Annotated in this window: 12 protein-coding genes; 10 read left to right on the forward strand and 2 right to left on the reverse strand. The window is 73.0% G+C overall.

Going from position 1 to position 13417, the window contains the following annotated elements:
- Positions 1–12 precede the first annotated feature (12 nt).
- Together JOD64_RS25920 and JOD64_RS25925 are read left to right on the forward strand one after the other, a co-directional pair.
- Positions 13–1026 carry a hypothetical protein gene (locus JOD64_RS25920; protein ID WP_307813991.1) on the forward strand — a complete coding sequence of 338 codons (1014 nt, stop codon included), beginning with the start codon at positions 13–15 and terminating at the stop codon, positions 1024–1026.
- The gene (locus JOD64_RS25925) at positions 1023–2054 is read left to right on the forward strand and encodes an HAD-IIA family hydrolase (protein ID WP_204944632.1); all 1032 of its coding nucleotides are present in this window, start codon (positions 1023–1025) and stop codon (positions 2052–2054) included. The genes JOD64_RS25920 and JOD64_RS25925 overlap by 4 nt, the downstream gene beginning before the upstream one ends.
- Positions 2055–2079: 25 nt before the next feature.
- On the opposite strand, the gene JOD64_RS25930 is transcribed toward JOD64_RS25925, so the two are convergent.
- A complete protein-coding gene (locus JOD64_RS25930) occupies positions 2080–2418 on the reverse strand; it encodes an SCP2 sterol-binding domain-containing protein (RefSeq protein ID WP_204944633.1) in 339 nt (112 codons plus the stop codon).
- A 111-nt stretch (positions 2419–2529) separates the two neighbouring features.
- Here JOD64_RS25930 and JOD64_RS25935 point away from each other — a divergent pair, with 111 nt between their 5' ends.
- The 6 genes from JOD64_RS25935 (at position 2530) to JOD64_RS33175 (ending at position 9159) form a co-directional block, all read left to right on the forward strand.
- Positions 2530–3144, forward strand: a complete 615-nt coding sequence (locus JOD64_RS25935) for a phasin family protein (RefSeq protein ID WP_204944635.1) — start codon at positions 2530–2532, stop codon at positions 3142–3144.
- Positions 3141–3401: a hypothetical protein gene (locus JOD64_RS33845; protein WP_204944636.1), complete on the forward strand. Its 261-nt coding sequence runs from the start codon at positions 3141–3143 to the stop codon at positions 3399–3401. The genes JOD64_RS25935 and JOD64_RS33845 overlap by 4 nt, the downstream gene beginning before the upstream one ends.
- A gap of 38 nt (positions 3402–3439) precedes the next feature.
- Complete coding sequence (locus JOD64_RS25945) at positions 3440–4300, forward strand: TlyA family RNA methyltransferase (protein ID WP_204944637.1); 861 nt, start codon at positions 3440–3442, stop codon at positions 4298–4300.
- A 103-nt stretch (positions 4301–4403) separates the two neighbouring features.
- Complete coding sequence (locus tag JOD64_RS25950) at positions 4404–5288, forward strand: NAD kinase (RefSeq protein WP_204944638.1); 885 nt, start codon at positions 4404–4406, stop codon at positions 5286–5288.
- A 158-nt stretch (positions 5289–5446) separates the two neighbouring features.
- Positions 5447–8566 carry a S8 family peptidase gene (locus JOD64_RS25955; protein WP_239559652.1) on the forward strand — a complete coding sequence of 1040 codons (3120 nt, stop codon included), beginning with the start codon at positions 5447–5449 and terminating at the stop codon, positions 8564–8566.
- On the forward strand, positions 8539–9159 hold the full coding sequence (locus JOD64_RS33175; protein WP_239559653.1) for a hypothetical protein: 621 nt from the start codon (positions 8539–8541) through the stop codon (positions 9157–9159). The genes JOD64_RS25955 and JOD64_RS33175 overlap by 28 nt, the downstream gene beginning before the upstream one ends.
- 80 nt (positions 9160–9239) lie before the next feature.
- Here JOD64_RS33175 and JOD64_RS25960 read toward each other — a convergent pair whose 3' ends face one another.
- Complete coding sequence (locus tag JOD64_RS25960; RefSeq protein WP_204944639.1) at positions 9240–10259, reverse strand: helix-turn-helix domain-containing protein; 1020 nt, start codon at positions 10257–10259, stop codon at positions 9240–9242.
- A gap of 89 nt (positions 10260–10348) precedes the next feature.
- Here JOD64_RS25960 and recN point away from each other — a divergent pair, with 89 nt between their 5' ends.
- On the forward strand, positions 10349–12106 hold the full coding sequence (gene recN / locus JOD64_RS25965; protein ID WP_204944640.1) for a DNA repair protein RecN: 1758 nt from the start codon (positions 10349–10351) through the stop codon (positions 12104–12106).
- Positions 12107–12225: 119 nt separating this feature from the next.
- Positions 12226–13404 carry a putative cytokinetic ring protein SteA gene (gene steA, locus JOD64_RS25970; protein WP_204944642.1) on the forward strand — a complete coding sequence of 393 codons (1179 nt, stop codon included), beginning with the start codon at positions 12226–12228 and terminating at the stop codon, positions 13402–13404.
- Positions 13405–13417 lie beyond the last annotated feature (13 nt).

The following is a 13417-nucleotide window of genomic DNA, read 5'->3' on the forward strand; positions in this document are numbered from 1 at the left end:
GTCGCCGAGACGGTGGCCCGGCACCTCGTCGCGACCGGTCAGCTGATCGACGAGGACCCGGCCGAGGCTTTGGCGCACGCGCTGGCCGCCCGGCGGCTCGCGTCGCGCATCTCCGCCGTCCGTGAGGCGGTCGGTCTGGCCGCGTACCACGCGGGGGAGTGGCAGACGGCGATCGCCGAGCTGCGTACGTACCACCGGATGAGCGGCCTGCAGAGTCACCTGGCAGTCCTCGCGGACTGTGAGCGGGCTCTCGGTCGGCCGGAGCGGGCCATCGACCTGTTCCGCGGCGCCGACCGTGACAAGTTGGATCAGGCCGTCGCGATCGAGCTGCTGATCGTCGCCGCCGGTGCCCGGGGTGACCTTGGGCAGAAGGACGCCGCAGTGGCGATGCTCCAGGTCCCGGACCTCACCAGCGAGGCCACGGTGCCGTGGACGGCCCGGCTGCGTTACGCCTACGCCGACGCACTCCTGGCGGTGGGCCGGCGCGAGGAGGCCCGCGAGTGGTTCTCCCGCGCTGCCGACGTGGACACCGAGGGTGAGACCGACGCCGCCGAGCGGCTGCTGGAGCTCGACGGCGTGGTCATCGAGGGCGACGACGAGGACGAGGCCGCCGAGGAGATCGCCGCAGGTCCGGGCGCTCCCGGTGCGGTGCCGGCCCGACCGGACGCCGACCTGACCGCCGACGACGTCGACGAAGACGACGTCGACGACGACGACGAAGACGACGACGAAGACGACGAAGACGACGACGACGAAGACGACGACGACGACGAAGACGACGACGACGAAGACGAAGACGACGACCGCGAGAACGAGGACTTCGACGACGACGAGGAGGACGGCGCGGCCGGCCGTCCGGCCGACGACGAGGGCTTCGACGACGAGGACGAGGATCGTCACTCGGACCAGGACGGCAACGCCGACGCGGACACCACCGCTGAGAGCAGCGCGACGTCCGGCGACGCGGTGAGCGCCGACGGAACCGTCCCGGCCCGGGACGACGAGTCGGGGTCGACGCAGCGGTGAACGCGGGTGCGGGGGATCGGCTGGTCGACGGGTACACCCTGGTCGTTTTCGACCTGGACGGGGTGATCTACCTGATCGACCGGCCGATCCCCGGCGCCGTTGAGGCGGTGGCCCGGCTGCACGCCGAGGGGCGGGCGGTGGCGTACGCCACGAACAACGCGTCCCGCCGGTCCAGCGAGGTCGCCGACCTGCTGACGGGGATGGGTGTGCCGGCCCGACCGGAGGAGGTGCTCACCTCCGCCGCCGCCTCGGCCGAACTGCTCCGTGATCGACTGCCCGCTGGCGCGCCGGTGCTGGTGGTCGGCGCGGAGGCGCTGCGCGCGGAACTGCGCGCGGTCGGCCTGACCCCGGTCAGCCAGGCCGACGAGAACCCGGCCGCGGTGGTGCAGGGGTACGGCCCGCAGGTCGGCTGGGCCGAGTTGGCCGAAGCGTCGGTGGCGGTACGGGCCGGTGCGCTCTGGATCGCCACCAACACCGACCGGACCCTGCCCAGCGGGCGAGGACCATTGCCGGGTAACGGTTCGCTGGTCGCGGTGCTGCGTACGGCGCTGGAGCGGGATCCGGACGTTGTGGTCGGCAAGCCGGAGTCGGCGCTGTTCGAGACTGCCGCTCGGCGCAGTGGTGGTGGCGGGAGCCTGGTGGTGGGCGACCGGTTGGACACCGACATCGAGGGTGCCCGCCGAGCTGGGCTGGACAGTCTGCTCGTGCTCACCGGCGTCAGCGGCGTACCGGATCTGCTGGCGGCCGAGCCGCAGCGGCGTCCCACGTACGTCGCGAGGGACCTGGCGGGGCTCTTCGACCCGGCTGCCGCCGTGCGTGTCCCCGGCCCGGCGAACGCCGGCGGCTGGTCCGTGACCGACCGCGACGGCACGCTGGAGCTGGCGGGGTCAGGTCGGCCGCTGGACGCGCTGGCCGCGCTCTGCGCGGCGGCCTGGTCGGCACCGGAGCCGGCGCTGCCGAAGATCCGCCCGATGGGCCCGGACGCGGCCCACGCTCTGGAAAGCTTCGGTCTGGCTGCTGCTGCGTGAGCCGGGGCACCTGACCCGGCGCTCGTCAGAGCAGCTTGCGCAACTTCAGCAGGTCGAACGGGTTGGCCTTGATCGACACCCGGCCGGAGGCCACCGCTCCGGTGACATCCAGGTCGCCACGGACCAGGGCGAGCAGGTCATCGCTGGACGTGCTCAGCGCGATCTTGGCCTTGGGGTCGTCGCCGTCGGTCAACTCGACCAGCCGACCGCCGGTGATCCGGCCGTGAAAGGCAGTGTCCAGGTCGGTGATCCGGCAGGCCAGCGTCCGGTCCAGGTCGATCCGTTCGCGCACCGTCTCGGCGTTGCGATCCAGCCGGGCGGCCAGGTCCTGCAACGCCTGCCGGCACTCGTCCACGCTGGCCACGTCTCCCCCTCGATGATCGCCACACCGTCCTCGGCACCGTACCGCACAGGACAGTGCGGGGTGCCCGGTAGCGTGACACCTGCACACCTCGCCCCGTGGAAGGACTCAGGCATGCAGGACGCGTGGCGCGCCTACCTCGAGCTGGCCATGGGCCTTGCGGAGGCGCCCCGGAAGAAGGCCCAGGACGTGGCCCGTCGTCTCGTCGGCTCCGGCGGCGCGACCGCCGCCCAACTTCAGGCCCTCGGCGAGGAGCTGGTCACCACCGGCGCCGCCAACCGGGAGGCGCTGACCAAGCTGGTCCGCTTCGAGGTCGACCGGGCCCTCGGCGCGGTCGGTCTGGCCACCGCCGACGAGGTGGCCGAACTGACCCGGCGGGTGCACGACCTGGAGCGGCAGCTCCGCGAGGCACGCGCCGCCGAGCCGACCGGCGCGCCGACGACGGCTGAGCCGGCCCACGCGCCGGCCGTCGGCCCCACGGAGCAAGCCGACCCGACCGCCGCCGCGCAGCCGGGGGAAAGCCTCGTGCCGTCCGACGGCTCGGCGGGTGCCCCGGTGGCCAGGAAGGCCGTCGCGAAGAAAGCCGTGGCGAAGAAGGCGGTCGCCAAGAAGGCCATCGTGAAGAAGCCGCCGGCGACGATCAGCCGGACCGGCGAGGACGCCCCGACTCCGGCGGCAATGCCCGCCAAGAAGGCGGTCCGCAAGCAGCCGCCGGACGACGCCGAATGAGCCGCCCCGGTCCGCCGGCCGGAGGACCGTTCGCCGCCCGGCCCGGCCCTCCGGTGAGTGCCCGGCCCGGCCCTTTGGGTGCCCGACCTGGACCGTTGCCCGACGTCGGGGACGACGAAGCGCGGCACCCGGCCGTGGACGCCGCCGTGCAGGCCATGGCCAACGCGGCGACGCTGGCCCCGGCCGACCAGATCGCGCAGTACGAGGCGGCCTACGAGACGCTGCGGGAAACCCTCGCCACCATCGACCAGACCTGAGCGGGACGACCAGGCCTGAGCAGACCGGAGAACCACCCATGGCACGTCGCAACCGGTTGGACGCCGAACTCGTCCGCCGCGGTCTGGCCCGCTCCCGGGAGCAGGCCGCCGCGTTGGTGGAGGCCGGCCGGGTCAAGCTGCGCGGGGTTACCGCCCGCAAGGCCGCCGCGATGGTCGACCCCGCCGATCCGCTCCTGGTGACCGGCGCGGACCCGACCGAGGAGTACGTCTCCCGGGGCGGGCACAAGCTCGCTGGCGCGTTGGCCGCGTTCGGGCCCGGTGGGCTGCGCGTCGCCGGGCGGCGTTGCCTGGACGCCGGCGCGTCGACCGGTGGCTTCACCGACGTGCTGTTGCGCGCCGACGCCGCCGAGGTGGTGGCCGTCGACGTCGGCTACGGGCAGCTCGCCTGGTCGCTGCGCACGGACGAGCGGGTCCGGGTCCTGGAACGCACCAATGTGCGTACCCTCGATGTCGACACGATCGGTGGGCCGGTCGACCTGACGGTGGCCGATCTGTCGTTCATCTCGTTGCGGCTGGTGCTGCCGGCGCTGGCGGCCTGCACGCGCGTCGACGGTGACCTGGCGTTGATGGTGAAGCCGCAGTTCGAGGTCGGCAAGGACCGGGTCGGCTCCGGTGGTGTGGTCCGTGATCCGGAGCTGCGTGCCGAAGCGGTGCTGGATGTGGCGGCGGCGGCCGCGCAGCTCGGCCTCGGGCTGGCCGACGTGGCGGCCAGCCCGCTGCCCGGGCCGAGCGGCAACGTGGAGTTCTTCGTATGGTTGCGCCGGGGCGCACCACCGGCTGACCCGCAGCGGGTGCGGGCGGTGGTGGCGGCCGGGCCGGATGGCCCGACCACGGCCGGTGACGTGCCGGACGTGGCGGCGGAGGAGGTCGCAGGGTGAACGCGCGCAGCGAGGGCACCGCAACGGCCCGCGGAGGGACACGCGGGCAGGCGGGGGCGAGGGTGGCCCGACGCCGCCCGGTTCCGGACGGGTGGTCGGCCCGATGAGCCGGACCGCGCTGCTGGTGACCCACACCGGCCGTCGGCGCAGCACCGAGCACGCCCGGTCGGTCGCCGCCGACCTGATCGCCGCCGGTTTCGAGGTGCGGGTGGTCGCCGACGAGGCCGACGACCTTGACCTGCCCGGCGTGGTGCCGGTCGCCGGCCCGCAGGCCGCCGAGGGCGCCGAGATCGTCTTCGCGCTCGGGGGGGACGGCACCTTCCTGCGCGCCGCCGAGTTGGCCCGGCCGGCGAAGGCGCCGCTGCTCGGCATCAACCTCGGCAAGGTGGGCTTCCTGGCCGAGGCGGAGATCGACGACCTGGACATCGCGGTTCGTGACGTCGTCAACCGTAACTACACCGTCCACGAGCGGCTCACCCTGGACGTGACCGCCGAGTTCGACGGTGGGCCCACCATCGAGTCCTGGGCGCTGAACGAGATCAGCATCGAGAAGGGCGAGCGGGCGCAGATGCTCGAGCTGCTCGTCGACGTGGACGGGCGGCCCCTGTCCCGGTACGGCTGCGACGGTGTCGTCTGCGCGACCCCCACCGGCTCCACCGCGTACGCGTTCTCCGGTGGGGGGCCGGTGGTGTGGCCGGAGGTGGAGGCGCTGCTGCTGGTGCCGATCAGCGCGCACGCGTTGTTCAGCCGCCCGTTGGTCACCGCTCCGACGTCCACCTTCGTGATCACCGTCGACCCGTTCACCACCCTCGCCGTGCTCTCCTGCGACGGGCGGCGGGTCTACGACCTGCCACCGGGGGCCCGGGTGACGGTGCGTCGGGGTGCTCTGCCGGTGCGCATCGTGCGGTTGCGGGCCCGCCCGTTCACCGACCGGCTGGTCGCCAAGTTCGACCTTCCCGTGCACGGGTGGCGCGGCAGCCGCCGGTGACCGGGTGGCGCACCGTCGGTGGACGTTCGTTGTCCACCTGACGACATGTCGCCGCTGCGGCGGCTGGCGACTAGTGACCCGGTGACAGGCTCCGTCGCAGACTCCGATCGGCCCTCATCCACGGATGGTGGGCCTGGAGGAGTAGAGGAGCACATCGCATGCACTGGTCCCCACGCTGGCTCGCCGTCGGCGCGGTCGGCGCGTTGGTGGTCGGCCTCGCCGCACCGGCGTCCGCCGACCCGCCCGCCCGGCCCACCGACCCGCACTCGGGCACGCCTGCCTCGGGCGTCGCGCCCGTCCGCATCACCCTGATCACCGGCGACCAGGTCGACCTGGTCCAGGCCGCGCCCGGCCGGGTCACCGCCAGCGTCCGGCGCGGCCCGGGTCGGGACCGGATCATCTTCCAGACCGTGGAGGTCGACGGCGGGTTGCGGGTGCTGCCCAGCGACGTCATGCCGTACCTCTCCGCGGGGGTGCTCGACCCCAACCTGTTCGACGTGCAGGAGTTGGTCGCCGACGGGTACGGCGACGCCGCGCAGGGCGCGTTGCCGCTGATCGTCCGCTATCAGGAGCCGGCCGCCGGTCGGGTTCGGCCGCTCACCGGCGCCACTGATGCCCGGCCGTTGGAGAGCATCAACGGCGCGGCGGTGCGGGTCGGCAAGAGTGACCTGGGTGGACTGTGGACGTCGTTGCGTGGTGCGCCGGGGCAGCGTGTCGCCGCCGGTGCGCCGGCCACGCTCGGCGCCGGTGTCGCCCGGATCTGGCTGGACGGGAAGGTCCGCCCGACGCTGGAGCACAGCGTGCCGCAGATCGGCGCCCCGGCGGCCTGGGCGGCCGGCCGGGACGGTACCGGCGTGAAGGTGGCCGTGCTCGACACCGGCGTCGACGCGACCCACCCCGACCTGGCCGGCCGGATCGCCGAGGCGCGGGACTTCTCCGAGAGCGGCAGCGCCCGCGACGGGCACGGACACGGCACCCACGTGGCGTCCACCATCGCCGGCAGTGGCGCCGCGTCCGGTGGTCTGCGCAAGGGCGTAGCGCCCGGCGCGCAGCTGCTGATCGGCAAGGTGCTCGACGACAGTGGCTCGGGCTACGACTCGTCCATCATCGCGGGGATGGAGTGGGCCGCCCACTCCGGTGCGAAGGTGGTCAGCATGAGCCTCGGCGGCTCCCCGACCGACGGCACCGACCCGATGAGCCAGGCCGTCAACGACCTGACCGCCGAGACCGGGACGCTGTTCGTCGTCGCCGCCGGCAACGAGGGTGCGGCGCGTACCGTCGGGTCGCCGGGCGCGGCCGCGGCGGCGCTGACCGTCGGCGCGGTGGATCGCGACGACAACCTGGCGTCGTTTTCCAGTCGGGGCCCGCGGCTCGGTGACAACGGTCTGAAGCCGGAGATCACCGCGCCGGGCGTCGGCATCATCGCGGCGCGGGCCGCCGGCACCGCCATGGGTACGCCGGTGGGCGACGCGTACACGACCGCGAACGGCACCTCGATGGCCACCCCCCACGTGTCCGGTGCGGCGGCGATCCTCGCGCAGGAGCACCCCGACTGGACCGCCGGCACGCTCAAGGACGCGTTGGTCAGCACCACGAAGGCGAACCCGGCGCTGACCGTGTTCGAGCAGGGCGGCGGCCGAGTCGATGTGGCCCGGGCGCTCGGCCAGCGGGTGTACTCCTCCGGGACCGCCGACTTCGGCCGGCTCAGCACCGGTGGCGCGACGGCCGAGCGGACCGTGACGTACACCAACGGCACCGCGGCCCCGCAGACCCTGCGGCTGGCCCTGGAGCTGCGCAACCTGGACACCCGCGCGGCCGAGACCGACGGTGTCTCGGTCGGTGGCGCCGAGGTGACCGTGCCGGCCGGTGGCAGCGTCGCCGTGCCGCTGCGGGCGGACCCGGCGAAGTTGGACCGGGGTCTGTACAGCGGGTGGCTGGTAGCGACCGGCGCGGACGGTGTGGCGGTGCGTACCGCGGTGGCCCTGACCCTCAGCGGTCCGCTGCACACCGTGACCGTGCGGGCGGTGGACCTGCAGGGGCAGCCGGGTTCCGCGCCGGTGTTCACCCTCTTCGGCGAGAATCCCGAATCCGACTGGCTCGGCTGGGTCGGCGGTGAGGTGCAACTGCAGGTTGAGGAGGGCCCGTACCTGCTCGAGGCGTTGATCGAGCACGGTGCTCCGCTGGATGAGCAGGTCACCCTGGTCACCGACCCGGAGTTGCTGGTCGACCGGGATGTCACGGTGGTGCTCGACCCGCGTAAGGGCACTCCGGTGCGGATCGAGACGCCGAAGCCCTCCGAGCAGCAGGCGACGATCAGCTTCTACGAGCACCGGGTCTTCGGCAACGGCCGGCAGATCGACCACGGGGTGATGACCTTCAGCACCGTCCAGCAGGTCAACGTCACGCCGACCCGCCCGGTGAGCAAGGGTGAGTTCGAGTTTTCGTCGCGTTGGCAGTTGGTCGCACCGATGGTGGACGCGACGATCAGCGGGGTGTCCGGTCCGCTGGACATCAACCTGATGGGCTACTCGCCGGCGCCGTCGGAGCGGCGGAAGCTGCCGCTGGTCTGGGCCGGCACCGGCACCCCCGGGGAGCTTGCCCGGGTGCGCGGCGCCGCGGCGCTGCTCACCACCAGCCCGGACGCCTCGGAGGAGGAGCAGATCGCGGCGGCAGCCGCCGCCGGTGCGACGGTGGCGCTGATCGTCCGGCCGGCCGACCAGAGCGCGTGGACGTCCTGGACGCCGTTGGGCGACCGGTTGCCCATCCCGGCGCTGGCAGTGGCGTACGACGACGGGCAGAAGGTGATCGCGGCTGCCAAGCGTGGCCGCACGACGCTGGACCTGACGTTGACCGTGCAGAGCCCGTACCTGTACGACGTGTGGCAGGTCTCGAAGGGTCGGATCCCGGAGCGGATCACGCACAAGGTCACCGCGCAGAACACCGCCGAGGTGACCGCCAGCTACGGGGGCGTCGGTGGTGAGTGGGCCAGCGAGCAGCGCTTCGGTTGGCGTCCGTGGCAGGATGCGTCCTGGAACGACAACGCGCGGCTGGTGCGTGCCGGCAGCACCCGGCAGGAGTTCGTCAGCGCTGACGACTCCTGGTGGCAGCACCGGGTTCTGCACAAGATCACGTTCATGGCGGACATGCCGTTGACCGGTGGCCTGGCCGAGCAGCCCCGGCGGTACTCCGGTGCCGACCGGGTGAGCGAGACCTGGCACGCCCCGGTGATCCGGCCGGGCGCGGGGCACCGGTGCCCACGCGTACCGCGGACACGCTGAACCTGCGGGTGGCCGAGTTCGTCGACGCCGAGGGCCACTACAGCGTGGCCGGCGGCAGCGAGGAGTCGGACACCGTCGAGGCTCGGCTCAGCCGCAACGGGCAGCAGATCGCGGACCTGTCCGGTGGGTGGGCCCCGGTGCCCACCACCGCGGGGCCGGCCCGCTACCGACTGGACCTGACCACGCGGCGGGACTCGCCGGAGTGGCGCTACGCCACCCGGACCGACACGGCCTGGGAGTTCACCTCGGCCCGACCGGCGGGCGACGCCGCGACGCCGTTGTCGCTGCTGCAGGTCGACTACCGGGTGCCGGCCGACCTGCTCGGCACGGTACGCGGCAACCGGCCGCACGAGTTGGGAGTGACGCTGCGTCAGCCGGCCGGGGTGCCCGCGCCGACCGGTACCAGTGTCCGGGTGCAGGTCTCCTTCGACGGGGGCGTCACCTGGCGCAACGCGCCGACGAAGGGGTCGGGCACCCGCTACACCGCGACCGTGCCGGCGGGGCGTGGAACGGTGTCGCTGCGGGTGCACGCCGCCGACCGGGCCGGAAACGTCGTCGACCAGACGGTGCTTCAGGCGTACGGGCTGCGCTGACCTGGGCAGGGCGGGGCGGCTGAGCCGTCCCGCCCGCCCGCCGCAGGGCCCGCCGTCGACCGACGGCGGGCCCTGCGGTGTCAGAGCCAGCCGCGTCGCGCGACCTGGAACGCCAGCCCCGGCCGGGTGTCCACCCCGGCGGCGGCCATCAGGTCGGCCATGCGCCGTTGGACGGTCCGGCGGCTCACCCCGAGCTGGGAGGCGATGGACTTGTCCGGTACGCCGGCCACGAACAGCGACAGCAGCCGCGCCTCGTCGGCGTCCGGCTGGTAACCGTCGCTCGGGTGGTCCTCCGGGTCCGGCCGTCGGCCCTCGGCCGGCGCGACGGCGAGTGGGTCGTCGAGCCGTAACCGGGTGGCCACCCGCCAGTGACTGTCGAAGAGGGCGAGCAGCGCGTCGAGCAGTTGGCTGCGGCCGATCACGGCGGCGCTCGGTTCACCGCCGTCGCGGTCGGGCACCAACGGGCAGACGGCGACGCGGGCGTCCACGATGGCCAGTCGGACCGGTAGCCGGTCCAGGACCCGGGCCTGCTCGCCGGCGGCGACCCCCTTGGCCAGGTCGGCCAACGCGCCCGGTTCCAGCAGCAGATCACGCTCGTAGATAGCCCGGTAGCTCACGCCGCGGGCCAGCGCGTCGAACTCCTCGACGTTCTCCGGGCCGGCCATGGCGAGGGGGTTGGCCCGGCAGAACCACAGCACCTCGGTACGCGCCGCATTCTGCAGATCGCGCAGACGGTCCCGGAGAACCCGCGCGCCGGTGATCACCTCCACGAGGTGGTCGACGTCGTGGCGCCGAAGCCCGGACCGGTACTCCTCGGCCAGTTGGGTGACCCGCCGGCGGGCCACCTCCAGGTCCTCCTGGCGGCGCAGCAGCGCCCCGCCGAGGGCGACGTCCGGGGCGGTCGGGCGTAGCGGTGCGTTCGGATCGTTGTCGGTGGGCTGCACCAGGCCCTTGGCGCGCAGCGCCTCGACCTGCGCGACGACCTGCTCGCGGGGCCGGTCCAGGCGACGGACCAACTCGTCGATGCGGGCCGTGGTGAGCTGGAGCAGGCAGCGGTAGAGCTCCTCCTCAGCCGTGGTCAGGCCGATCACGTCCAACACGGGGCAGAACTGTACGTCGGTGGGGTGTCGGGCGCACCCGGGCCCGTCGGCTGGTCAACTGTCGGGCCTCGCGTCTACTGTCGGTGGCTGTGCTGGAAGAGCTGCGCATCACCGGACTCGGCGTCATCGACGACACCACGCTGCCGTTGACCGGCGGCATGAACGTGATCACCGGCGAGACCGGTGCGGGTAAGACGATGGTGGTGACCGGCCTGGGCCTGCTCTTCGGTGGTCGGGCCGACGCCGGGCGGGTCCGGGCCCAGCCCGGCCGGGCGGTGGTGGAGGGGCGGTTGCGCCTGCAGGGGCGGGTCGCCGACGCCGTGCACGCCCGGATCACCGAGGCCGGTGGCGAGCCGGACGAGGACGGCTCGGTGCTGCTGAGCCGCACGGTGACGGTGGAGGGGCGTTCGCGCGCCCATGTTGGCGGCCGGAGCATGCCGGTGTCGATGCTCGGTGAGGTCGGCGAGCAGGCGGTGGCCGTGCACGGTCAGTCCGACCAGCTGCGGTTGCTGCGCCCGGCCGAGCAGCGGGCCGCCCTGGACCGGTTCGCCGGCCCCGGGCACGAGAAGCTGCTCGACGCGTTGCGTGAGGCGTACACCGGGTGGCGGCGGGTGGTCGACGACCTGGCCGACCGGCGGCGCAATGCCCGCGAGCGCAGCCAGGAGGCCGACCTGCTGCGGCTGGGCCTGGACGAGATCACCCGGGTCGATCCGCAGCCCGGTGAGGATGACGAGCTGAAGACCGAGGCGCAGCGGCTGGAGCACGCCGAAGGGCTGCGGACGGCCGCGCAGATCGCGCAGCAGTGTGTGGCGGGCGGTGCGGAGGTCGCCGACGAGACACCGGACGCGGCGGCGCTGCTCGGCACCGCCCGACGGACGCTGGAGGCGCAGTCTGGCACCGACCCGGCGCTGGGTGAGCTGGCGGCTCGCCTGGAGGAGGCGGCGACGCTGGTCACCGACGTGTCGGCGGAGCTGTCGGCGTACCTGGCGACGCTCGACGCGGACCCGGCCCGGTTGCAGCACGTCTACGAGCGGCGGGCGGCGCTGCGCGGGCTGACCCGCAAGTACGCCGACGACGTCGACGGGGTGATCGCCTGGGCCGATCGGGCGCGCACCCGACTGTCCGATCTGGACACCTCCGACGATCTGCTCGACGAGTTGGAGCGCGACGGTCAGCGGCTCGCCGTCGAGGTGGCCGACCTGGCGGGGCGGGTGTCGGTCTCCCGGCAGGAGGCGGCGATCCGGTTCGCCGATCAGGTCACCGTCGAGCTGGCCGGTCTGGCGATGCCCCACGCGCGGATCGAGGTGGCGGTGCTGCCGCGCCCGGCCGGGCGGGCCGAGCCGACGTTGTCGGTCAACGGCGTCGAGGTGGGTGTCACGCCCGACGGTGGTGACGAGGTGGAGCTGCGGTTGCTGGCTCACCCGGGAGCGCCGTCGTTGCCGTTGCAGCGGGGTGCCTCCGGTGGTGAGTTGTCCCGGGTGATGCTTGCCATCGAGGTGGTCTTCGCCGGTTCGGGTGGCCCGCCCACGTTGGTTTTCGACGAGGTCGACGCGGGGGTCGGCGGTCAGGCGGCGGTGGAGATCGGCCGGCGGCTGGCCCGGCTGGCGCGCAGTCACCAGGTGCTGGTCGTCACACATCTGCCGCAGGTGGCCGCGTTCGCCGACCGGCACCTGGTGGTGGCGAAGGACACTGGCGGCGCGGTGACGACCAGCGGGGTGCGGGTGGTGGAGGACACCGAGCGGGCCCGGGAGTTGGCGCGCATGCTGGCAGGTTTGCCCGATTCGGATCTGGGTATCGCCCACGCTGAGGAGCTTCTGGCGGTGGCCGCCAAGGAGAGGCGGCTGTGACGCCGCGTATTGTGAGCGCAAGCACAACGGCTTGTGCCGACGTGTGCTTCCCTGGGTAGGCGGCCCTGCTCAGGCATGTCGCGACAGAAAAGCCTGCCTCACATGCCAGGATGGTCACGATGCGTCTACCCACGTTGCGCCGGAACCGGAGCTCCGACCCGGGCACAGTCCTCGGCACCGCGCGCCTTGATCGCCGGACGAAACGCCTGGTCGGCCGGCTGCGCCCCGGTGACATCGCGGTGATCGACCACGTCGATCTGGACCGGGTGGCGGCCGATTCGTTGGTTGCTGTCGGTGTCGCGGCGGTGCTCAACGCCAAGCCCTCGGTCTCCGGCCGTTACCCGAACCTCGGTCCGGAGGTGTTGATCGCCGCTGGCATTCCGCTCCTCGACGACCTGGGGGAGGGCGTCTTCGAGCAGGTCCGCGAGGGCGATCAGGTGCGCATCGAGGGCAACACGGTTTTCGCCGGGGACGAGCCGGTGGCCCACGGGAGCCTGCAGGACGCCGAGTCGGTGGCGAAGGCCATGGCTGACGCCCGGGAGGGTCTGTCGGTGCAGTTGGAGGCGTTCGCCGCCAACACGATGGACTACCTGCGCCAGGAGCGCGACCTGCTGCTCGACGGTGTGGGCGTGCCGGACATCGAGACCCAGATGCAGGGTCGGCACTGTCTGATCGTGGTGCGCGGCTATGACTACAAGGCCGACCTGGACGTGCTGCGCCCGTACATCCGGGAGTTCAAGCCGGTGCTCATCGGTGTCGATGGCGGCGCGGACGCGCTGGTCGAGGCCGGGTACACCCCCGACATGATCATCGGGGACATGGATTCGGTCACCGACGACGTGCTGCGCTGCGGCGCCGAGGTGATCGTGCACGCCTACCCGGACGGGCGGGCGCCCGGCCTGCCCCGGGTCAACGGCCTCGGCGTCCCGGCGGTGACCTTCCCGGCCGCGGCGACCAGCGAGGATCTGGCCATGCTGCTCGCCGACGAGAAGGGCGCCTCGCTGCTGGTCGCGGTCGGCACCCACGCCACGCTTGTCGAATTCCTCGACAAGGGTCGCGGCGGTATGGCCTCGACGTTCCTGACCCGGCTGAAGGTCGGCGGCAAGCTGGTCGACGCCAAGGGTGTGAGCCGGCTCTACCGGCAGAGCATCTCCGGTTCGTCGTTGCTGCTGCTGGTGCTGTCGGCGATCGCGGCGATGGCGTCCGCGGTGGCTGTCTCGACCGTCGGGAAGGCGTACCTGGGCGTGGTCGCCGAGTGGTGGGACAATTTCGTGTTCCAGCTGTACCGGCTCTTCTAGTTCCCGACCGATC

The sequence above is a fragment of the Micromonospora luteifusca genome (assembly GCF_016907275.1).
Classification (GTDB): domain Bacteria; phylum Actinomycetota; class Actinomycetes; order Mycobacteriales; family Micromonosporaceae; genus Micromonospora; species Micromonospora luteifusca.

Coding starts and splice junctions, on each gene's coding strand:
- JOD64_RS25935 (WP_204944635.1), top strand. CDS start 2,530: ATGCAGGACGCGTGGCGCGCCTACCTCGAGCTGGCCATGGGCCTTGCG.
- JOD64_RS33845 (WP_204944636.1), top strand. CDS start 3,141: ATGAGCCGCCCCGGTCCGCCGGCCGGAGGACCGTTCGCCGCCCGGCCC.
- JOD64_RS25945 (WP_204944637.1), top strand. CDS start 3,440: ATGGCACGTCGCAACCGGTTGGACGCCGAACTCGTCCGCCGCGGTCTG.
- JOD64_RS25950 (WP_204944638.1), top strand. CDS start 4,404: ATGAGCCGGACCGCGCTGCTGGTGACCCACACCGGCCGTCGGCGCAGC.
- JOD64_RS25955 (WP_239559652.1), top strand. CDS start 5,447: ATGCACTGGTCCCCACGCTGGCTCGCCGTCGGCGCGGTCGGCGCGTTG.
- steA (WP_204944642.1), top strand. CDS start 12,226: ATGCGTCTACCCACGTTGCGCCGGAACCGGAGCTCCGACCCGGGCACA.